The sequence below is a fragment of the Mycobacterium leprae TN genome (assembly GCF_000195855.1).
GTDB classification, from domain to species: domain Bacteria; phylum Actinomycetota; class Actinomycetes; order Mycobacteriales; family Mycobacteriaceae; genus Mycobacterium; species Mycobacterium leprae.
Genome location: NC_002677.1, coordinates 871,066 through 893,595, shown reverse-complemented (window position 1 = coordinate 893,595; position 22,530 = coordinate 871,066). Strand labels below are relative to the sequence as shown.

13 protein-coding genes and 7 pseudogenes are annotated in these 22,530 nt (G+C 58.6%); 13 read left to right on the top strand and 7 right to left on the bottom strand.

Annotated features, from left to right (window positions below; genetic code table 11):
- The first annotated feature begins 63 nt into the window (after positions 1 to 63).
- From ML_RS03785 to ML_RS17835, 7 genes and pseudogenes are all read left to right on the top strand, one after another.
- Positions 64 to 1,533 (top strand): LCP family protein, encoded by a 1,470-nt coding sequence (locus ML_RS03785; RefSeq protein WP_010907904.1) that lies wholly within the window; start codon positions 64 to 66, stop codon positions 1,531 to 1,533.
- Positions 1,521 to 1,685: pseudogene (locus ML_RS18670) on the top strand (TIGR03089 family protein); the annotation flags it as partial. The gene ML_RS03785 and the pseudogene ML_RS18670, both read left to right, overlap by 13 nt.
- Positions 1,686 to 1,691: 6 nt before the next feature.
- Positions 1,692 to 2,191: pseudogene (locus ML_RS03780) on the top strand (TIGR03089 family protein); the annotation flags it as partial.
- 145 nt (positions 2,192 to 2,336) lie between these two features.
- Positions 2,337 to 2,615 (top strand): DUF1490 family protein, encoded by a 279-nt coding sequence (locus ML_RS03775; protein WP_010907903.1) that lies wholly within the window; start codon positions 2,337 to 2,339, stop codon positions 2,613 to 2,615.
- A 22-nt stretch (positions 2,616 to 2,637) separates the two neighbouring features.
- Complete coding sequence (ctpC, locus tag ML_RS03770; protein ID WP_414085553.1) at positions 2,638 to 4,803, top strand: manganese-exporting P-type ATPase CtpC; 2,166 nt, start codon at positions 2,638 to 2,640, stop codon at positions 4,801 to 4,803.
- Positions 4,804 to 5,662: 859 nt separating this feature from the next.
- Positions 5,663 to 6,678 (top strand): annotated as a pseudogene (locus ML_RS03760) (class I SAM-dependent methyltransferase).
- Positions 6,591 to 7,813 (top strand): annotated as a pseudogene (locus ML_RS17835) (CoA transferase). The pseudogenes ML_RS03760 and ML_RS17835 overlap by 88 nt, the downstream one beginning before the upstream one ends.
- 1,797 nt (positions 7,814 to 9,610) lie before the next feature.
- Here ML_RS17835 and ML_RS03750 read toward each other — a convergent pair.
- Positions 9,611 to 10,733 (bottom strand): annotated as a pseudogene (locus ML_RS03750) (substrate-binding domain-containing protein).
- A gap of 391 nt (positions 10,734 to 11,124) precedes the next feature.
- Here ML_RS03750 and ML_RS03745 point away from each other — a divergent pair.
- Positions 11,125 to 11,762 (top strand): annotated as a pseudogene (locus tag ML_RS03745) (ATP-binding cassette domain-containing protein); the annotation flags it as partial.
- Between the two features lie 347 nt (positions 11,763 to 12,109).
- Here ML_RS03745 and ML_RS03740 read toward each other — a convergent pair.
- The gene (locus tag ML_RS03740; protein ID WP_156511806.1) at positions 12,110 to 12,253 is read right to left on the bottom strand and encodes a hypothetical protein; all 144 of its coding nucleotides are present in this window, start codon (positions 12,251 to 12,253) and stop codon (positions 12,110 to 12,112) included.
- Between the two features lie 803 nt (positions 12,254 to 13,056).
- On the opposite strand from ML_RS03740, the pseudogene ML_RS03735 reads away from it, so the two are divergent.
- A pseudogene (locus tag ML_RS03735) lies at positions 13,057 to 14,075 on the top strand (ABC transporter permease).
- Positions 14,076 to 14,573: 498 nt separating this feature from the next.
- Here the strand turns inward: ML_RS03735 and ML_RS03730 are convergent.
- The 3 genes from ML_RS03730 to ML_RS03720 form a co-directional block, all read right to left on the bottom strand.
- A complete protein-coding gene (locus ML_RS03730; RefSeq protein ID WP_010907901.1) occupies positions 14,574 to 15,743 on the bottom strand; it encodes an acyl-CoA dehydrogenase in 1,170 nt (389 codons plus the stop codon).
- A gap of 94 nt (positions 15,744 to 15,837) precedes the next feature.
- A complete protein-coding gene (gene purE / locus ML_RS03725; RefSeq protein WP_010907900.1) occupies positions 15,838 to 16,353 on the bottom strand; it encodes a 5-(carboxyamino)imidazole ribonucleotide mutase in 516 nt (171 codons plus the stop codon).
- Positions 16,353 to 17,672, bottom strand: coding sequence for a 5-(carboxyamino)imidazole ribonucleotide synthase (locus ML_RS03720; RefSeq protein WP_010907899.1), 1,320 nt, complete (start codon positions 17,670 to 17,672; stop codon positions 16,353 to 16,355). Before ML_RS03720 ends, purE begins: the two co-directional genes overlap by 1 nt.
- A gap of 87 nt (positions 17,673 to 17,759) precedes the next feature.
- Here ML_RS03720 and ML_RS03715 point away from each other — a divergent pair, with 87 nt between their 5' ends.
- A complete protein-coding gene (locus ML_RS03715; protein WP_010907898.1) occupies positions 17,760 to 18,446 on the top strand; it encodes a GtrA family protein in 687 nt (228 codons plus the stop codon).
- Here the strand turns inward: ML_RS03715 and ML_RS03710 are convergent.
- Together ML_RS03710 and ML_RS03705 are read right to left on the bottom strand one after the other, a co-directional pair.
- On the bottom strand, positions 18,401 to 18,919 hold the full coding sequence (locus tag ML_RS03710; protein WP_010907897.1) for a PH domain-containing protein: 519 nt from the start codon (positions 18,917 to 18,919) through the stop codon (positions 18,401 to 18,403). The genes ML_RS03715 and ML_RS03710 overlap by 46 nt on opposite strands.
- A gap of 132 nt (positions 18,920 to 19,051) precedes the next feature.
- The gene (locus ML_RS03705; protein WP_172591953.1) at positions 19,052 to 19,849 is read right to left on the bottom strand and encodes a biotin--[acetyl-CoA-carboxylase] ligase; all 798 of its coding nucleotides are present in this window, start codon (positions 19,847 to 19,849) and stop codon (positions 19,052 to 19,054) included.
- Between the two features lie 89 nt (positions 19,850 to 19,938).
- On the opposite strand from ML_RS03705, the gene ML_RS03700 reads away from it, so the two are divergent.
- Genes ML_RS03700 through ML_RS03690 form a run of 3 tightly spaced genes read left to right on the top strand, consistent with a single transcriptional unit; the run spans position 19,939 to position 22,477 of the window.
- The gene (locus tag ML_RS03700) at positions 19,939 to 21,588 is read left to right on the top strand and encodes an acyl-CoA carboxylase subunit beta (RefSeq protein ID WP_010907895.1); all 1,650 of its coding nucleotides are present in this window, start codon (positions 19,939 to 19,941) and stop codon (positions 21,586 to 21,588) included.
- Entirely contained in the window at positions 21,585 to 21,839 is a 255-nt protein-coding gene (locus ML_RS03695; RefSeq protein ID WP_010907894.1) for an acyl-CoA carboxylase subunit epsilon, read from the top strand. The genes ML_RS03700 and ML_RS03695 overlap by 4 nt, the downstream gene beginning before the upstream one ends.
- A complete protein-coding gene (locus tag ML_RS03690; protein WP_010907893.1) occupies positions 21,836 to 22,477 on the top strand; it encodes a Maf family protein in 642 nt (213 codons plus the stop codon). Before ML_RS03695 ends, ML_RS03690 begins: the two co-directional genes overlap by 4 nt.
- The last annotated feature ends 53 nt before the right edge of the window (positions 22,478 to 22,530 follow it).

The following is a 22,530-nucleotide window of genomic DNA, read 5'->3' as shown; positions in this document are numbered from 1 at the left end:
AGCTCGGGCCACGCCACGGCTGGGCTACCCGGCAAGCTGCTATATCACAAGTAACCTAGTGGGATGCCTGTGCAACGTGTGGTTCGTGCGGTTGTCACTGCGCTAACCCTTGCTATCGTTCTGGGGACCGGGATCACGTGGACTAGCTTCCGGTCATTCGAAGACGGCATCTTCCACATGTCCGCTCCCTCACTGGGCAAGGGCGGCAACGACGGCGCTATCGATATTCTGTTGGTCGGTTTGGACAGCCGTACCGATGCCTACGGCAACCCGCTGTCGGCCGAGGAGCTGGCGACACTGCGGGCTGGCGACGAAGAGGCCACCAACACCGACACGATCATCCTGATCCGTATACCCAACAACGGGAAGTCGGCGACCGCGATCTCGATTCCTCGGGACTCCTACGTGCAAGCTCCCGGCCTGGGCAAGGCGAAGATCAACGGCGTCTACGGTCAGACCAGGGAGGCCAAGCGAGCGAGCCTCGTCCGGACCGGTGATTCCGCCGAAGATGCCGCGGCGCAAGGCACCGAAGCCGGTCGTGAGGCCCTGATCAAGACGGTCGCCGATCTCACCGGCGTCACCGTCGACCACTATGCCGAAATCGGTTTACTCGGTTTCGCATTGATCGTTGACGCGCTCGGTGGCGTCGACGTCTGTCTCAAAGATGCAGTGTTTGAGCCAATGTCGGGTGCCGACTTTCCGGCCGGCAGGCAGAAGCTGAATGGTCCGCAGGCGCTGAGCTTCGTCCGCCAACGTCATGAGCTGCCCCGCGGTGACCTGGACCGGGTGGTGCGTCAGCAGGCGGTGATGGCCTCGCTAGTCCACCGGGTCATCTCCGGACAAACCCTATCCAACCCATCCACAATAAAACATCTCGAGCAGGCCATCCAGCGTTCGGTAGTGATTTCCTCAGGATGGAACCTGATGGACTTCCTAAAGCAGTTACAAAGTCTGGCAGATCGCAAAGTCGCCTTCGCCACCATTCCGGTACTCGACGAGACCGGGTGGAGCGACGACGGCATGCAAAGCGTTGTGCGGGTAGACCCGCACCAGGTTCAAAACTTCGTTAGTGGACTGTTGCATAACCAAGCCCAAGACAAAACCGACGAGCTGGCCTACACACCCGCCAAGATCACCGCTAACGTGGCCAATGACACCGACATCAACGGACTGGCCGCGGCGGTATCAGATATATTGACCACCAAGGGTTTTATTGCCGGCTCCGTGGCCAACAATCAAGGAAGCCATGTGAAAAGCAGCCAGGTGCGTGCTGCGAAGTCTGACGACCTCGGAGCCCAGAAGGTCTCTAAGGAACTGGGCGGGTTACCCATAGTCGTCGATGGATCGATCCCCGCAGGATCGGTGCTAGTAATATTGGCCAACGACTACACTGGTCCGGGCTCTGGGCTTTTCGGTAACGGTTCGATAGCGTCAGACTATGCATCAAACCCCGGTGCTTCGGCTGACCCCAACATCCCGGTGCCATCGCCGATCCTTACCGCCGGCTCTGACCAACCCGAGTGCATCAACTGAACACACAAACAACGCTGAGCGAGGCGATTCTGAACCCGATGCTGAGGGCCGACTCGGTCGGTCCGCGGATCACCTACTACGACGATGCCACTAGCGAGCGCATCGAATTGTCCGCAGCAACCCTGGCCAACTGGGCAGCCAAGACTGGCAACAAGATGTTGGCTGTTTTGTTCGGGGCGTGGTGGATCGGCGCCGAAACACTCCTAGGCCCAGCCGACCCGACAGCCGACCTCGCGCTGTGCACCGCTGAACGGCTGCACGAGGCCCTAGCCAGCACAGCTCCCGACGGCGAGGTGGCGGTGTTGTTGCTCGACCCATTCGGCCAGACAACCCCGGCCTGCTGGTCGGAGTCACCGACTACGCGACCACAGTGCGGATGCACAGCGATCAGCTAGTTCCCGAACGCCACCCCGGTCCCACTCTTGCCGGCCAATCAGTCGAGGAGATCCTGGCTGACTGTGAAAAGTCCGTGACGGCAAGGGGGTTGACGTCGCGCGACCGGGTGCTTTCCACCGCGTCGTGGGAAAGATCCACTGATTTGATAATTGGCCTGTTGGCGGTCATGCCCGTCGGCGCGTCATTAGTACAGGTCGCTAACCCCGACCCGGCGATACTGCAGCGTAGGATTAAGACCGAAAAGGTCACCCAGATACTTTGAGATGGACAATCTTAACTAACCAACCAAGCCACTGCAATTGATATTTATATCACAATATTTACATGTTAATCTCACGGGAGCATCAGCTGACGCGGTGCCAACATGTCACGCTAGAAACAACAAACCAATAGGTAAGGTTCGAGCAATGGTGCAAGGACTATTGGCGAAGGCAGCAACCATGGTAATCACCGGCTTGACCGGAGTAACCGCCTACGAGATGTTGCGCAAGGCCGTTACCAAAGTACCGCTGCACCAAATCGCGGTCTCGGCCTTAGAGCTGGGGCTGCGCGGCAGCCGCAAGGCCGAAGAGGCCGCAGAGTCGGCCAGGCTTAAACTTGCCGACGTAATGGCCGAAGCCCGCGAACGCATCGGCAAAGAAACGACGGCGCCGGCCGTCAGCGACATCCACCAGCACGACCATTGAGCTGCTTGACATGACCCTTGCGATGGCTGAACAGATCGCAACAGCTGACAATCCGGCCTTCGTAGTGGTTTCTGATGCGGCCGGGCGGATGCGGATTCAAATCGAGTGGGTCCGCTCAAACCCCCGACGCGCTGTGACGGTCGAAGAAGCGATAGCCAAGTGCAACGGTGTGCGGGTCGTTCATGCCTACCCGCGCACCGGGTCCGTCGTCGTCTGGTACTCGCCCCGGTGCTGTGATCGCCAATCGATACTGGCAGCGATCAGCGGTGCAGCACACGTGGCCGCGGAACTAATCCCCACCCGCGCACCGCATTCGTCCGATATCCGCAACATCGAGGTGCTTCGTATGGCGATCGGTGCTGCGGCACTGACGCTGCTTGGCGTGCGCCGCTATGTGTTCGCGCGTCCGCTGCTGCTGCCGACGACCAGTCGGCTCGTCGCCAGCGGCGTAACCATATTTACCGGGTACCCCTTCCTGCGTGGCGCGTTGCGCTTCGGTAAGACCGGCACCGATGCGCTGGTCTCAGTGGCGACCATTGCCAGCCTGATACTGCGTGAAAACGTGGTGGCACTGGCCGTGCTGTGGCTGCTCAACATCGGTGAATACCTGCAGGATCTGACGTTGCGGAGGACCCGACGAGCAATCTCAGCACTCTTAAGTGGCACCCAGGACACGGCGTGGATTCGCCTGACCGACGGACCGCAAGCAGGTACCGAAATACAGGTGCCGATCGGCACAGTGCAGATCGGCGACGAGGTGGTAGTGCACGAACATGTCGCGATACCGGTTGACGGCGAAGTCATCGACGGCGAAGCAGTTGTCAATCAGTCTGCAATCACCGGTGAAAACCTGCCCGTCAGTGTCATGGCCGGATCTCACGTCCATGCCGGTTCAGTGGTAGTGCGCGGGCGCTTGATGGTGCGTGCTAGTGCCGTCGGCAAGCACACCACGATCGGGCGCATTGTCACCCGAGTCGAAGAGGCTCAACACGATAGGGCGCCCATCCAGACCGTCGGCGAAAACTTCTCCCGCTGCTTTGTGCCCACCTCGTTCGTTGTTTCGGCAATTACGTTGGCGATCACCAAAGACGTCCGCCGCACAATGACCGTGCTGTTGATCGCGTGCCCCTGCGCGGTGGGATTGGCCACACCGACCGCAATTAGCGCCGCTATCGGCAACGGCGCCCGCCGCGGCATCCTCATCAAGGGCGGATCCCACCTCGAACAGGCGGGCCGGGTCGACGCGATCTTGTTCGACAAAACCGGGACACTGACTGTTGGTCGCCCTGTGGTCACCAATATCGTTGCCATGCATAAGGATTGGTCTCCGGAGCAGGTGTTGGCGTATGCGGCCAGCTCGGAAATCCACTCTCGGCATCCACTGGCCGAAGCGGTGATCCGTTCGACCGAGGAACGCCACATCAGCATCCCGCCACACGAGGAGTGCGAGGTGCTGGTGGGTCTGGGAATGCGGACCTGGGCTGACGGCCGGACTCTGCTGCTGGGCAGCCCGTCGCTATTGTGCGCCGAAAAGGTCAAGGTGTCGAAGACGGCATCGGAGTGGGTCGACAAGCTTCGACACCAGACGGAGACACCGCTGCTGTTCGCGGTAGACGGCACGCTGGTAGGGCTGATCAGTCTGCGCGACGAAGTGCGGCCTGAGGCAGCCGAGGTGCTAACGAAGCTGCGGGCCAGCGGTGTTCGGCGGATAGTCATGCTCACCGGGGACCATCCAGACATCGCCAAAGCCGTCGCCACCGAGTTAGGCATCGACGAGTGGCGCGCCGAGGTGATGCCCGAGGACAAGCTCAAGGTGGTCCGCGATCTGCAGAACGAAGGCTACGTCGTCGGCATGGTCGGGGACGGCGTCAATGACGCCCCGGCACTAGCGGCCGCCGATATCGGAATCGCCATGGGCCTGGCCGGAACCGACGTCGCCGTCGAAACCGCCGACGTGGCACTGGCCAACGACGACCTCAATCGCCTGCTCGACGTGCGAGACCTGGGCGGGCGAGCTGTGGAAGTAATCCGCGAAAATTACGGCATGTCTATCGCTGTCAACGCAGCCGGGTTATTTATTGGGGCGGGCGGGGCACTCTCCCCCGTACTGGCTGCGGTCCTACACAACGCATCATCTGTCGCGGTGGTGGCCAACAGCTCCCGGCTAATCCGCTACCGTCTAGACTAAATGACAACCTTCCCATCGGATGTCAAAGGTACCATGAAGGTTGTATTCCCGCGCCAATCACAACCGTGGCCGCAATTTCGCCGATAACCGATACCTAAGGCCACAGTCGTGGCCACGCCAGGCTCGAATGCCCCGACACACCACCACGACGGCGATAGCCAAGCCGATCAGCACTCCGGCGGCTCATAGGTAATTCTGCGTGCCTTAACCTCGGTGGCCGCCGAAGGTAGCCAGGCATCCACTCTGGTGGTTGGCTCAACCGAGAATCGGCATCAACACCAAGGTAAGAGGCCGTTAACCCGATGCCAATTACCGACGTCTCAGCGTGATGCTGTCCAGTCAGGTCACGGATAGATCAGCAGGAATGCCGGGGGACAATCCGTTGAAATGATACCGTCACATCACGTTGTGCGCACCGCCCGGCGGTCTCCGACGCAATGCGAGCGCCAGTGTGAAACGCTAGAGCACCATCGCGCTGGCCAACCCCTCGTATCCGCCGCCAAGCGCCCACCCGGTCAATGCGATAGATCCTACTGCCACACCACAATGACGCCCTCGATGAGCAACACGGCAAGGCTGACTCAGGCCCACCATCGCGCCCCAGAGCGCTCCGCTACCATCCAGCATCGCGCGTATGAGGTGTCGCCAATCGACATGGGCAGCCGATTTCGATGGGACCGCCTATCATGCGGGAGGTCACCTGCATCAATGCCGGTTTCCCGGCAAGCGTCCTCAATTAGGCACGCTAGAGACCATGTCACTGCGCCAAAGACCCGCCACCGCGGGTAGATTGATTAATGTTCCTAATGAGTAGGGCGCGGCGCTAGGAAGGGAGCGCACCTACAACGCCAACTGGGACATGACGACCAGCGTAGGTGCTACCCACCGCTATAGTGGCCACGAGACGAGTCCAGGGCTACCAGGGACGCCCGGATCGACAACCGGTTCACAAAAATCACTGGTGCGGGAGGTTTGGCATAAATTTTTCACCCGATGGGCGATCGACGAACTCACCTCCGCTGAGGTCCATATCCCCGACGCCTGCTGGGGCATGCAGCGGATAATCAATGTGCTCATGGTGCGTACTCGTTACATCGACATATTTCTGGCCGAAGCGGTGTTTTCCGAGGAACCGGGCACCCGCCAGGTGGTCATTTGACTGCTGACCTCGATGCCCGCAGCTATCGACTTCCTTCGTCGACGGAAATGATGGTATTCGAGATCGACCAACTGCAAGTCATCAAATTCAATATCTCCACGTTAGCCGCCCTCGGCGCTAGGCCGACAACCAACTTTCGAGCGGCACCAATCGACCTCCGCCACGCTTGGCCGTTGGCGCTGTGCCAGGCCGATCTTGACCCGGAGCGCCCCACTGCGTGGCTCGCCAAAAGCCTACTCGTGTTTCTTCCCTCGCAGGACCAGGATAGCTTGCTGGACAACATCACCGAACTCAGCACCTACGGTAGTCGACTGATAACAGAGACGTCCCTCGACGCCCCAGAGGCCATACATGCTTTGGAAGCCGCGAATAAATTATATGAGCACGGTCTTGCCGTCGTACTCGACGACAACCTCGCCTATCTAGGCGAATGCCACGACGTCACAACCCACCTCGACATGCACGGCTGGAACGTGATGGGTACGCGGTTAGAACAGTTTTTGGTCGACAACGAATTACCGGTTCCACCGACAAAAGAGAGGCCAGGGCCAGCCGTTTCCGACAAAAAACTACTGAATCGCGTTGCTACACCGGGGAAGCCACACACTAGAGACAGCCGGCCAGAGACCTGGTTAAGGGTCATCCGTCCACGCCAAATAGCAACGCTGCCAAACCACTTTACAGCTTTTGGGTACTCGATTTCACCCAAAACGTAGCTGGACAGGTGCTGACCGATCTAGACGCCGAGGCCAGCAAGATTGAAACAACCAGTAATGAGGCAGCCCACCAGATCCCCTAGTCCTTCCCGGACACCCACCGCTGACGACATATTTTCTTCCCAACGACCGTAGCAATAAATCAGTAACTGTCGCCCTGACCAACGACGAGGCCAGACAACAGATACCGCAGCTCACCGACACTACCGACTCGTTCTAGGAGGTTTCTCTCTGGGGCTATAGAGCGAATAGTCTTGGAAATCAACGACTTGCGGTAACGCAATCCCAAGCTGATCTACGCGCACTTAACGGTGTTCAGTGGCAACGGTCCACATGGAAACCGACCAGGCGTCGATATTATGCTCACCGCCGAGGCCAGCATCCCCACCGGGATGCCCACACCGGACAGCAAACCGCAGATCATCCTGTTCCAACTCGTCGACAACGCCAGCGGTCACGTGCTGGCCCAGGCAGCGCTGTCGGCGCTGCTCAACCGCGAGCGCCACGAGTTTTCGGACATCGTCGCGAGTCGCGATGTACAACGTCGCGGTAGTCCTACAAACCAAACAGCTAACAATGCATCTAAACAATGCGGACGACACCCAGATAACCGCCAAGCCAGCTTCTGGTAATGATCCAAAAATTAAGCAGAGCAAATATTTAGATTTTACACCCAACCGTCGGACGCCTTCCTGTCCTTCGATAGGTAGGTCGTAATCAGCGTGTATGTTCCTAAACACTGGAAAAAGTTGTGTAGCACCATCAGTCAAACCGATATCGTTGACGACAAGCGATTCAGCGACCAACGCACGAGGGCGGTCAACTACGCTGAGTTGGCCAACGAACTTCAGACGACCCTGACCACCAAGGTAACCGTCGAGTGGGTTGAGTTGCCTCAGCAGGGCGGTCTGATAGCCCACCTAGCCCACACATGGAAACAAGTCGTCGACACTCCGTTGTTCGCAGAGAACGACCCCGCCCTGCACGTCGGCAGCGGTAGCCGCAGATTGGAGCCATCACAAGTGATCCACACACCGGCCCGCTACTCCAGCTTCAACGCCGCGGTCACTAAATCCACCATCGGGTTGCTGGCCAGCACAACGACGTGCCTCTAACTGGACCACACAGCGATTAGTAGAGTTAGGGAGTCAATTTGACGACCTGGTCGTTGTCGCGGTCGGCGACACAGAACTCCCGTTTTGTCCACCGCGACTACCAAGGGGGTGTTGAGGCCGCTCAGTGGCAGCATGGTCTGGGTGTTTGTCGCGACGTTGAGTATCCAACACCCGGTTGTGCTCGGTGTCGGTGACATAAATTCGCTTGTGGGCGACGTCCACCGCCAGTGTCTAAGGCTGATAGAGAAGCGAAAACGGCAACACCGTTGGGGTACTGGACTCCGGAACCAACTCCACCACCCACCTATGCATGCCTTCACTGGTGACATACACACGTCGCCGTTTTTTCTGACGTCAACCCCCGCTTGAAGACAGTCGAAAGTCGATGCCATTGCACTACAGCACCGGTTTGCCCGATTTCCTGCCCAGACTGCGCGACTAGAGGCGCGATCTCAGGACCTGCGTGTTGCACAGATGGCGGCAACTAGCACGAGCACAACAGCGCCGGCAAAGATCCACCGCGTGCTTTTGCAACACCGGGATTCAAGCCTGGTACGGGCACGACGGGTGGTTGACTAAACTTGGTGGGTCAACAGGACTGACGGAGCACGGCGGCCCAGGTGGACGCCAGCTGCCAGCGCCAATGTCGGTGGTTGCCGAACGAGCCACAGTCGCCTCGCCGGGCAACCGCTCTGATGACACCATTGACCTTGGAGCAGTGCTAGGGCCTGGGTAATGGGCCCAGCCGGCATTGCCCAACATGGCCGCGTTGTCTCCGTGCTGAAGAATTGTGGCTTCCTGCTGCCCGGGGGGCAGTCAACGGCTAGCTGGCGGACTTCGTCCTAGATACCCGACAGTAGTGTAGCGTTTTACGGAGTTTTCGGCCACGCCTTTAGTAATCATGTCGTCGAACGTCGCTGGAACCATTCCCGGTCGCAGTCTGCCGGGCCACGGTGCAGACTCGAGCAGATGCGGAGCAACCATCCTTTGGACAGTTTCGGCACAATAAAGCAACGCCCCGACCAAACACTCGCCCAACACGCAAACCAGCATCTAGATATCAGCACGGCCGGTAAGCCCGTTGCCGGTGAACCACTCCAGGGCCACATAGTTGTAGGTACCAATCTCAGTCCCGCTCTGGGTCAGAAACAGCGCGCGATCCCGAAATCCACCAAATAAGCGAAGTCCTTGCTGACCTACCATGATGTTTCCCGGTTTGACGTCGCGGTGTATGACACCGTCGCGTATGAGGCCTCCAGCGCAACCGCGACTTGGGACACGATAGGCCACCCGTACGTGCCGGGCTTAACAAGCCTTACTGTGACAACGCGGTACGCAGCGAAACGCTGTCGATGAGACGCATCTCCACATAGAACTGCGTGTTGATCACCTTAGTCATGGATAGGCAGGAGTGCAGCCCAGTAAAAAACCCCACCCATGTCAGCCTCGCACCGCATCTACGCGCAAAACTCCGAATCGCTTAAATATTAAGCTGAAACCAGCTTCAATGCCACCACCCGGCGCGTGCGTGTGTTCTCTTCTGCATAGACAGCGACCTTACCCGCGAAATAGTTTCACTCACCGTCGGTGCTCCCCTCAATTGGCCACCAATCCCGACGCCCTTCCTTAGCCTCCCACATCGAAAACGATTATACCACAAGGTAAATCCATAGTCACCGGGACACAGGAACAAACTGCGCAACACGAGGTGTCCTCTGGGTGTCGTCGAAGAACCATCCAAAGCCACTAGAGCCCTGAGGAATTGGTGGCGATGGCCGATGTCCGGCACGTCAAAGAATCTCGCCCGGGCACGGGAGTTATGCGATAGCATTCACCGCTGCCGCCAGGTTAGATTGGAACGAACTCGGCAATGGAATCGCCCTATTATAGAGTCTAATCCATACCAAATTGGTAACTAAATAAACACTTTCACCGCAGTGCCGGTGGCCAAATCCAGATACTTCAAGTAGAAGATCTCACAGATCGCCGGCGTAATCAGGTACGCACTATACCGCGCTGGCTCGTAGAACGGATTACGTGTTCAAACACCAAGTCATCACCCTGCCCCAGGATCCTGGCCCGTGCAACGGTCTTGCCGACGGAGTCGATAGTAATCGAGATCGGATCCGGACCCTCTGACGTGATGATCTGGGCCATATCCAACTGCTTGCCTACCGCAAACGATCATCCGGTGTAGGCGATCGACCCGTCGATGCTCTGCAGGGGCCGCCGACGTGCTACTGTTCCCCGCTGCGCCGGCACCCCCATTGAACGTCTCGCCGACCCCCTTGCCTCACGGACCATTGGATGCGGAATCGAGGTAAATTATATGTGGTTCCGAACTTGTCGGTGCGGAAGATGACGTGGCTAGGTATCAGACGGGAGCGGGGTGCCCCGTTGAGCGCGGTGATCGCCGGGTCGTTCCACGTGGTGAAGGTGCCATTGGAGATCTTTGCCGTGGCGGGCCCGTCTATCTTCAACGAAGTTACGCCGTTAATGTGATAGATGACCGCGCTCGGGCCAAACACCGTCGGCAGGTCCCACGCCGGCAAACCGCAGCGCGCCGCCGCGATCTGGGGTTTACCTATCAATGGATCGAACGGCACGTCAGACCCCGCCATATCGGTTTCGCTATTGATGCACTCCGTAACCCCACTGCCGGAGCCGTTTGCGTTGTTGTAGTCCAACGTGCAGCCCAGGAACGCCCAGATATAAAATAGGGAAATTGTTCCATAGCGTTCTCTTGGGCGGACGAGCCGGCGTCCTTAAGCTGCTTTCATGCCGCCGCAGTGCACCGGCACCGACGGGGTGCAGGATCCAGATGACGAGGTGTTGGCGATGTTGCCCCCGCCACGCTGATAACACCAGCACGGTGGCGGCCAACAGACGCAGCGCAGCGCCAGAGCAGGTGAACTTCGCGGAACTCCTTTCACGAGTCAGAAGACAAACGCACTCATTCCGCCACCGTGAAACCCCCTGGAATGCTCTCGCCGCACGCTGGTTTGGCGACAAACACACGGACCTATGGATATACACGCCTTGCCAGTTGGAAGCAGGATTAGAGGCGCTTTTGAAGCTTTCTTGGGGAATCTAAAAGAATTTAGCCGCAGCAACGTAGATAAGCAAATACTGATCGGAACCCTTAAGGATACATAGAAGATAGCCCCGCATGACAACTTGCGTGGGGTCTCGAAGTGGTTTTGGTGGGATGTTGATGAGTCCTGAACAGCTCGGCACCCAAATCGGTACCCCGAAAACTAATGCTGCTCCACTTGTCATGGCTGCGGTGAATCTAACGTTGAATTTCGCCGCCAAAACCGTGCTCGACTAAGTGAGCCTGGATTTTCCCTCCCGCGCGGTTACGTCCTTGCTGGAGCCGACCGGCTCAGGGAAGACAACTGTGCTACGCACTCTGAAGCGAATGAATGACAAAGGTATCTGGATACCGGTACAGCGATGACGTCCTGCTAGGCGGACAAAACATCTTCAACAGCGGCGACCTGTTGGAGTTTCGCAGCCTAGTCGGCATGCCGTTCCAGCGTCCCAATCCGTTTCCCAAGTCGATCATGGACAACATGGTTGCCAACGTGCACGCTAACAAAAGATGGTGTCGCGCAAAAATTCATAAGCATTACTTAAGCTCGACTGGCCGAAGTGGGGCTCTGGGATGCGGTCAAGGAGCAGCTAGGTGATTCGCCGTTCCGGCTTTCCGGCGGTCAGCAGCAGTTGTTGTGTCCGGTCCGTGCACTTGCGGTGGGGCCGGAAGTGGTGTTGCTTGAAAAGCCCACTTCTTCGCTGGACCCGACCATGACCGAAAAGATCGAGTAGCCCATTCGGTCACTGGCCAACCGGTCTGACTTTGATCATGGTGACCCATGATCAAAGTCAGACCACTCAAATTGGTCACCGTACGGCATCATTTTCTACGTCAGACTGATCGCGTAAGGACCCACCGAACAACTGTTCCTGTAACCCAAACATGCCGAAACGTTCTGGTACATCTCCGGGCTATTCAGCGACCGCAGGCTCCTCGGTACCAGATAAAGGCAAATCGGGACCACAGAAGCAAATGGCAGAAACCCGGAATGGACCGACAATAGAAAAGTCAATTGTGTGATGATCCGTTTGCGTACGTAGTTGGCTGCTGTGCTGCTGGTCTTTTGGTGGCAGCTGCGGTTCGAACTCAACAAGTGGTTCATCCAGTATCGGAGCCGGCGGTAAAAGTCACCACCGCGACGGCGACGTCGAAGGTCACGTTGTCAAAGACCGGAAGCACACTGATTAACCCCCTGTTCAATCTATGGGGTTCATACCTACTACGAAGTAAATACCCAAACGTCACGATCACCACCCAGGGTACCGGGATCGCGCAAGCCGCTGCCGGGACGGTCGACATCGGCGTCTCCGACGCGTACCCCACCGTAGGGCGACATAGCAACGCACACAAGATTGATGAACATCGCGTTAGCCACCTCCGCTCAGCGAATCAACTACAATCTGTCCGGCATCAACGAGCACCTCAAACTGAATGGCAAGGTGCTGGCGCAGCAGCCACCAGGGCACGATCAAAACTTGGAACGACCCGCAAATCACCGCTCTCAACCCGGGTGTGAACCTGCCGGGAACCACTGTCGTTCCACTGCACCTTTCCGACGGGTCCGATAACACCTTATTGGTTCATTTGTTCACCCATTATCTTGCCAAGCAAGACCCCGACGGCTGGGGGATAAGTCGCCTGGCTTCGGCACGACCGCCGACTTCCCCATCGTTCCGGGCACACTGGGCAAAACAGCAACGGTGGCATAGTTACCAGCTGCGTCGCCTACAGGCGGCATCGACTTCCTCGACCACACCAACTAGAAGGGGCGGTGCGAGAGCCAATCGGGCAATGTCTCCTGTAACTAACTGCTGTTCGACGCCCAAAGTATTCAGGCTGCCACAGCCAGCTTCGCCTCGCACACCCCGGCGCAGCAAGGTTATTCACCTGATCGACGGGCCGACCGCTACCCCAGGCACCTGTTCGTCAACTACTAGTACGCCAGCGTCAACAGCAGATAAAAAATACCGCCATAGCACAGACGTTGTAGGGATTCCTGCACTGGACGGTGACCAACAGTAACAGCACCCCTTTCCTGGACCAACCAGGTTCACTCTCAGCCGCTACCGGAGCCGGTGGCCAATTTGTCCGACGCACAAATCGCCAATTAAAGAGTTTTAGATAACCCTTTACTGGTCTTTCCGGCCTCAGGTTAGGCCGGGCCGCATGGACATACCGCGGACCGGCCTAAGCCAGTTTCGTAACTTCAGCCGCACCGGCCTCGCCATCCGGTGGACCGGCGATGTGGTTGCGGTGATCCCGATGCTAGCGTTCGTGTTCGTGCGGGCGGCGTTGGTTATCAAGGCACTGCCGGTGATCAAGTTCAAAGGGTTACATTTCTTCACGGCCACTTAATGGAATCCGGGCAACACCGTCGCCAGCCACGATGTTGCACATACGATCGGCGCTCACTACGGAGCATGACCGCCGATTTTCGGCACCCTGGGCAGCCCTGCGATCACCTTAACCACCACGGTGCCGGTGTTCATCAGAGCGGGTGTGACGACCGCCGAACAGTTACCGAAACGTCTCGCCTCAACCCTCAGCATGGTACTCGAATTTCTCGCCGACATCCCCAGCGTTGTCGTCGGCCTGTGGGAGCGCTGACATTCGGGCCGTTCATCGCTCACCATACCGCTCCGGTGTTCGCCCACAACGCTCCGGATGTGCCGGTGCTCAACTATTTCTACAGCAATACCGGTAACGAAGAAGACATATTTGTTCCCATCCTAGTGCTGGTGGTTATGGTCATTCCTACCATCGCCAGCCAGCACCACCCGTAACTTGGTTATACAGGTTCCCCTCCTGCCCCGTGAGGTTGAAAATGCCCGGACTGGGGAATGGCGCGCACCAAATCAACTTGCCGTGGGTGTCCAGCGGCATCGTCAGTGCCGTGGTTCTCGGACTTAGGCGCGCGCCGAGGAAAACCATGGCCATCGCAATGGTATCCGGTACGGAGTGAAGGGCAATGCTCACCAACATCTATTCGAGTATGACCACTATCGCCGCTACCGTTATCTGCCAGCTGGATTCGACACTGGCTAACTCCATCAACTTAGCAGTAATGACGCTCACCTAGGTTTCTCTGGTGTTGACGGTGATCGCACTGCTGACAAATGTGGCCGCGCGTGAGCTGGTACGCCGAGAATGGAATACCGGACTAACCAGTGGGACGAGGCATCTGATATCCTGGGAAAGACACGCCCAAAGCAAGCAGTGCTACGGTTAACGATCACCATCGCCCGCAACGTTCTGAATGCTGATCGGAGTTGTCAACCGTGCTTTTACAGTATTTGTACTACTGGTAGAGTACTGGGCACAGGGCGACTGCGGTAGCCTGAGCAACGTCATCATCGGTACCGTTGTCGTGGCTTTCAGGATCGTACTGGTAGGTAGTATGGGGGAACCTGTTGGCTGGGATCTACACGACCGAATCGCGGTTACACCGCTAACCATAGACCCGTGCAAGCACTACAGCCCAGTACCGTACCGTCTTACTATTTTATCAGAACCCGTGGCCAACCGGTCAGCCAGCGCGACACATGCCAGCATCGGACAAGCTAGCCGGCAGTTCAAGACTAACGATGGGTAACCCCGGTTGTGACGCCACAGGGTTGCACATGTTCGCCCTAGTGGTGACTGCTTGTCGAGCAAGCGATTTCGCCGGCCCAACGCACCCCGGATCAGCGCAGCAGCGCCCGCGACATCACCACACGCTGAATCTGATTGGTCCCCTCATAGATCTGTGTGATCTTGGCGTCGCGCATGAACCGCTCGACGGGGAAGTCGGAAGTGTAGCCCGCGCCGCCAAACAATTGCACAGCGTCGGTGGTGACCTCCATCGCAATGTCGGAAGCAAAGCATTTCGACGCCGCTGAAATAAAGCCCAGATCCGGCTCACCGCGTTCAGCACGGGCAGCGGCAGCGTAGACAATTAACCGTGCAGCCTCCACTTTCATCGCCATGTCGGCGAGCATGAACTGAATGGACTGGAAAGTGCTAATCGACTCGCCGAATTGCTTGCGGTCCTTGGTATAAACGATGGCAGCGTCCAACGCGCCCTGCGCAATGCCCACGGCTTGGGCACCAATCGTGGGACGCGTGTGATCCAACGTGGCTAGCGCTGTCTTAAAGCCAGTACCGGGCTCACCAATGATGCGATCACCGGGGATGCGACATTTATCGAAGTAGAGTTCGGTGGTTGGTGACCCCTTGATCCCGAGCTTCTTTTCTTTCGGGCCAATGCTGAATCCCTCATCGTCCTTGTGCACGATGAACGCCGAGATGCCGTTGGCGCCCTTGTCCGGATCGGTCACCGCCATAACCGTGTACCAGGTCGACTTGCCACCGTTGGTAATCCAGCACTTGAAGCCATTGAGAATCCAGTCATCCCCGTCAGCTTTGGCCCGGGTCCGCATCGACGCAGCGTCACTGCCGGCTTCGCGCTCACTTAATGCATAGGACGCCATCGCCCCCTCCGCAGCCAACGATGGCAGAACCTGTTTCTTGAGCTCTTCCGAACCGCGCAGGATGAGTCCCATGGTGCCAAGCTTGTTAACTGCAGGAATCAACGATGCAGAAGCATCGACACGCGCCACTTCTTCGATCACAATGCAAGCCGCTACCGAATCCGCACCCTGACCACCATACTCCTCGGGAACGTGGATAGCGTTGAAACCTGATGCATTCAGGGCTGCCAGCGCTTCCTCGGGAAATCGAGCACGCTGGTCCACATCAGCGGCATGCGGAGCGATCTCTTTTTCCGCCAACGCGCGGATGGTTGCCCGCAATTCGTTGTGTTCTTCTGGCAGCTTGAATAGATCAAACAATGGGTTTCCGGACCACCCAACCATCACTGCCTCCTTCTAACCTGACCATGATGCGGACGGATTACTTGCGGTCTGCGGTGGGACCATCCCCACCCGCGTGCGGGGAGAGAGTCAGACATTAGTCGCCGATTAACTTACCTCGAAACCGCTGTAAATCCGCATCCTTGGCCCGCACGGTATCGGCCAACCGGTCCTGGAACGCGACCAGCTGCGCTCGAAGCTGCAGGTCCGACGATCCCAAAATACGCACCGCCAACAAACCCGCGTTGCGGGCACCACCGATAGACACTGTGGCAACCGGAACTCCCGCTGGCATCTGCACGATCGACAGCAGCGAGTCCAGGCCGTCGAGCCTGGCCAGCGGCACCGGCACCCCGATCACCGGCAGCGGAGTCGCGGAAGCGACCATTCCAGGCAGGTGAGCTGCGCCGCCGGCGCCGGCAATGATCACCGCGATGCTGCGGTCGACAGCATTGCGCGCATAGTCGAACATCTCAGCAGGGGTGCGATGCGCCGACACCACCCGAACCTCGATCGGGATGTCAAACTCCGCCAGTGCATGGGCCGCATCTTGCATCACCGACCAGTCGCTGTCGCTGCCCATGATCACCCCGACTCGGGGCTGCCTGGTCATCAGCGCTGCCTCTGCGCATCGTTTCGTCCTCCGCAAGCGAGAGATATCTCCACTACATCGTCGCCGGCACGGTGTGGATCCCATCCATCCGTCCACTGCCCGTGTGATAGCCAATGCGCTGCCAACTCAGCGCGTTCACGCAGCTTAGTGGGGTTTTTTCGGTCTTTATCGGTGCCGCGAAAATTGATGTGCCCAACCTTGCGACCAGGACGCTCAACCTTGTCGTAAAGATGAACCCGAGCATCGGGCATCCGCGCAAACAGGTGGTGTAGCCGTTCATCCATAGTCACTACACTCAGCGTCGGCGGTTGTGGGGCGCCTAGCACGTTAACCATCACGGTCACCGGCGCGACGGCGTCGGTCTCGCCGAGGGGATAGTCTAGCACCGCACGGAGATGCTGCTCGAACTGGCTGGTGCGAGCACCGTCCATTGTCCAGTGTCCGGAGTTGTGCGGCCGCATTGCGAGCTCGTTCACCAGCAAAGCACCGTCGGCGGTTTCGAACAACTCGACCGCGAACACACCGACGACGCCGAGTTCAGCGGCCAATCGCAACGCCAGCTGCTGCGCAGCCGAGGCCAGGTCGTCGGCCAACGCCAACGCCGGTGCGACCACCAAAACGCAAATCCCGTCCCGTTGCACCGTCTCCACGACTGGCCAGGCTGCACCCTGGCCGAACGGCGAGCGCGCTACCAGCGCGGACAATTCGCGACGCAGTTCCACTCGCTCCTCAACCAGGACCGGCATTCCGTCGACTAGATATCCGGAGGCGACCTCGCGGGCGTGTGCCGAGTCGCGGACCATCTGCACCCCCCGGCCGTCATAACCCCCGCGGACCGCCTTGACCACCATCGGGGCATCTTTCGAACCCGTAAGGCGCTGCGCGAACGCATCGATTTCGGCCAAGTCGTCCACACTGTCTAATGCCATGAAGCGAGGCATCGCAGCTCCCAGCGCCGCCAATCGCCGCCGCATGACCAGCTTGTCCTGGGCGTGCACCAGAGCTTGCGGCGACGGTGCCACATTGATGCCTTCGGCCACCAGTTTGTCCAGCAGTTCAGTCGGGACGTGTTCGTGATCGAACGTCAACGCATCGGCTCCGAGGGCAACGCGGCGCAGGTCTTCAAGATCAGTGTGCGAGCCGATCACCACATCGGGGGTGACCTGAGCAGCGGGTTCGTCTGCAGCGGTAGCTAACACCCGCAGGGTCTGCCCCAGCGCGATCGCGGCTTGATGGGTCATCCGAGCCAGTTGACCGCCACCGACCATGGCAACCAATGGAGCAACTCCAAGCGAGCATCTACTCGGCACAGCCATCATGGTGTCATGGCGACAGAGAGCATATTGACCCGTAGTAATACCCAACCGTTAGGTAGCATTTTACGTCAATCCGTACACTGACGTGTTGTGTCTTTTCCCGATGCCACGATCACGCGCTTGCCCACAGTACTGCAGCCGTATGCGCAGCGCTACCACGAACTCATTAAATTTGCCATCGTCGGCGGCACCACATTCATCATTGATTCAGCAATTTTCTACACCCTCAAACTGACGATTCTCGAGCCCAAACCGGTGACCGCCAAGGTCGTCGCCGGCATCGTCGCTGTTATCGCATCCTACGTGTTAAACAGGGAATGGAGCTTTCGGGACCGTGGCGGCCGCGAGCGCCATAATGAGGCGCTGCTGTTTTTCGCCTTCAGTGGCATAGGGGTGCTGCTAAGCATGGCACCGCTGTGGTTCTCGAGCTATGTCCTGCAACTGCGCGCGCCCACGGTGTCACTAACCGTTGAAAACCTCGCCGACTTCCTATCAGCCTACATCATCGGCAATCTGCTACAGATGGCGTTTCGTTTCTGGGCATTCCGGCGCTGGGTGTTTCCCGACGCGTTCGCCCGCAACCCCGAAAAGACGCTGGAATCTGCCCTCACTGCGGGCGGCATCGCCGAAGTCTTCGAAGACGCCATCGATGGCGTCTTCGAAGACTTCGGCGATGCCCTGTTGCGTGCCTGGCGCAATCGCTCCCGCCGCCTGGATTTGAGTCCCGCGTCTCAGCTGGGCGACTCTTCGGAGCCAAGGGTGTCGAAAACCTCGTGATACAACAACGCGTACATCTGGCGCAGGCGCGGAATGTTGTAGAATTCCACTGGATCTTGTGACGCGGATTCGATAATCAGTGTTCCGGTGCGGAACATTCGCTCGAAAAGCCGGTCGCGGAACTCTACGCTGTTGATGCGCGCCAAAGGAATGTCGACCCCGCTGCGGGTTAGCGTCCCTTGCCGAAACATCACCCTCCGGTTAGTTACGACGAAATGTGTGGTGAGCCAATTAAGGAACGGCCACAACGTGAGCCAACCGACGATCACCAGCCAGACGCCCCAGAGGACACCGTAGATCACGTTCTTGGCGACCTGCGCCCAGTGCGTCGAGTTAACATACCCGGAACCAAACGAGACCAGCCCGGTCGCCAAGATAAGTACCACAGCAGGCCAAATCAAACGCTTCCAGTGCGGATGGCGATGCAAAACCACCTGCTCGCCAGCAACCAAGGTATTACCCGGATACCTCATAGCCGCGACATTAGCGGGCTTGGTCACAAGTTCGTCTGAGGTGGAATCGTCGAGATTGACGTTTTGCAAAGAAAATCTATAGAGAATACCTGCAAAACGCCTATCCCAACGCAAGCGGCGCCCCGGATGAAACTAGCGCAAATGCACCACGTCACCAGCCGAAATCACGACGGTTTGTCCTTTGGTAGGCCCTTCTGTTTTCAAGCACAACCTTCCCTGGTCATCGATGCCGCGCACGGTTCCGACCACGTCTTTGCCGCCGGGGAGCTCCGCACGCACACGTGACCCGATTATCGGGCTACGCGCCCGATAATCGGCCATCAACTGTGGGTCGGCGCTTCGCCACTGGCCAACCCGCGCATCGAGTTCTCGCAACAGCCAGCACACCAGCTGCTCCCGATCGGGTGCCGGCACGCCAAGGTCAAGCAACGAGGTAGCCCCAGGACCGTCGACCTCTTTTGGGGCCTGCGTGACGTTAAGTCCCACACCGACGACGATGACTGGTCGCACAACCTCAGCCAGGATGCCCGCGAGTTTACCTTTGGAGCCTGGTGGACCGGCCAGAACATCGTTGGGCCACTTGAGGCCGGCGTCAACGCCGGTCACGTCAATCAACGGGGCCACCGTGTCCAGCACCGCTACCCCAGTGGCCAGCGACAACCAGGCCCACGTGGCAACCGGAACGTCAGCGATACTCACACCGATCGACATCGTGATTTGTGTGCGAGGGCTAGCCGACCAGCCGCGGCCGTGACGCCCGCGGCCAGCGGTCTGGTGCTCGGCAATAAGCACCGCTCCGTCGATGTCGATGCCTGACGCTGCCCGCGCCAACAGGTCAGCGTTCGTGGAACCGGTTTGCGTGACGACGTCCAGTTGACGCCACCGGAGCCCCGTCCCAATCAGCTCAGCACGCAGTGCCGCTGGATCCAGCGGCGGCTTGAGTAGATCACTACCCAACTCATCTCCTCGCAAACCCAGCGTAACCACCACCACAGCAGCTGCCGATAACATCGACTCCCATGACAAGCGTTACCGACCACTCGGCTCATTCAATGGAACGCGCTGCCGAGCACACGATCAATATCCACACCACGGCAGGCAAGCTGGCCGAGCTGCATAAGCGGACCGAAGAAGCGCTGCATCCGGTCGGTGCAGCTGCCTTCGAGAAGGTACACGCTAAGGGTAAGTTTACCGCCCGCGAGCGCATCTACGCCCTATTGGACGACGACTCATTCGTCGAACTCGACGCACTGGCCAGACACCGCAGCACCAACTTCGGCCTCGGTGAAAACCGCCCGGTAGGCGATGGCGTGGTCACCGGCTACGGCACCATCGACGGCCGCGACGTATGCATCTTCAGCCAGGACGTCACGGTGTTCGGCGGCAGCCTGGGCGAAGTGTATGGCGAGAAGATCGTCAAGGTCCAGGAACTGGCGATCAAGACCGGCCGTCCGCTTATCGGCATCAACGACGGCGCGGGCGCGCGTATCCAAGAAGGCGTCGTCTCGCTCGGCCTGTACAGCCGGATTTTCCGCAACAATATCTTGGCCTCCGGCGTCATCCCGCAGATCTCGCTGATCATGGGAGCGGCCGCCGGTGGACACGTGTATTCCCCAGCACTGACCGACTTCGTGGTTATGGTCGACCAAACCAGCCAGATGTTCATCACCGGACCCGACGTCATCAAGACCGTCACCGGCGAGGACGTCACCATGGAGGAGCTGGGTGGCGCCCATACCCACATGGCCAAGTCGGGTACCGCACACTATGTAGCATCGGGCGAGCAAGACGCCTTCGATTGGGTGCGCGATGTGTTGAGCTACCTGCCGTCAAACAACTTCACCGACGCGCCGCGGTATTCTAAGCCCGTTCCTCACGGCTCCATTGAAGACAACCTGACCGCTAAAGACTTGGAGTTGGACACGCTTATCCCGGACTCGCCGAACCAACCGTACGACATGCACGAAGTGGTGACCCGCCTCCTCGACGAGGAAGAGTTCCTTGAGGTGCAAGCCGGTTACGCCACCAACATCGTCGTCGGGCTCGGACGCATAGATGACCGACCGGTGGGCATCGTTGCCAACCAACCCATCCAGTTCGCCGGCTGTCTAGACATCAACGCCTCGGAAAAGGCAGCCCGATTTGTGCGGGTCTGCGACTGCTTCAACATCCCGATCGTGATGTTGGTGGATGTTCCAGGCTTCCTGCCTGGCACCGAGCAAGAATATGATGGCATCATCCGACGCGGCGCAAAGCTGCTCTTCGCCTACGGCGAAGCCACCGTACCCAAGATCACCGTCATCACCCGCAAGGCCTACGGTGGCGCTTACTGCGTGATGGGCTCCAAAAATATGGGCTGCGACGTCAACCTGGCTTGGCCGACCGCACAGATTGCGGTGATGGGTGCCTCCGGCGCAGTAGGCTTCGTGTACCGCAAGGAACTGGCCCAAGCGGCCAAGAACGGCGCCAATGTTGATGAGCTACGCCTGCAGCTGCAGCAAGAGTACGAGGACACCCTGGTGAACCCGTACATCGCCGCCGAACGAGGTTACGTCGATGCGGTGATCCCGCCGTCACACACTCGCGGCTACATTGCCACGGCGCTTCACCTGTTGGAGCGCAAGATCGCACACCTTCCCCCCAAGAAGCACGGGAACATTCCGCTGTGAGTGCAGCGAACGACGGGAGTGAGACGAACAAATTGCCCACGACCCAAAACCCACATATTCAAATAACCAAAGGACAACCCACCGATCAGGAGTTGGCCGCGCTAATCGTGGTGCTGAGCAGCATCGGCGGTGCATCGCAGGTCAAGCAGCCCGAACCCACTCGATGGGGCCTGCCGGTCGACAAGTTGCGGTACCCGGTCTTCAGCTGGCAACGCATCACCCTTCACGAGATGACGCATATGCGCCGATGACCCGGCTGGTACTCGGGTCCGCTTCCGCCGGTCGACTCAAAGTGCTTCGCCAAGCCGGCATTGATCCACTGGTCGCAGCTTCCGGTGTCGATGAAGATCTGGTCACCGCAGGCCTCGGGTCAGACACTTCGCCGCGCGATGTGGTAAGCACACTCGCCCGAGCCAAAGCCACCCAAGTCGCGGCAGCTCTGAGCCACGCAGTCGCAGACGATTGCGTTGTCATTAGCTGTGATTCACAACTTTCCATCGATGGCCGACTGTACGGCAAACCGCAGTCCGTCGCCAACGCACGGCAACAGTGGCAGTCGATGGCAGGGCGCGCCGGCCAACTCTATACCGGTCACTGCGTTATCCGGTTACTAAACAACGAAACTACTTATTCTGTCGATGAAACATCAATGACCACAATATGTTTCGGAAATCCGTCAGCTGAAGACCTGGAAGCCTACCTGGCATGCGGCGAATCGTTGCAAGTCGCTGGAGGGTTCACGCTTGACGGCCTAGGTGGCTGGTTCATCGACGCGGTCTACGGCGATCCGTCAACCGTTGTAGGGATCGGACTGCCTTTGACGCGGTCGCTACTGTCCCGTGCGGGGTTGTCTATTGCCGCAATGTGGGCAGCCAATCCGGTCATCTAGAAATTCAGCCGTTGCACCTCAGCAGCATGATGCGTTACCTGCACTGCCTCCGG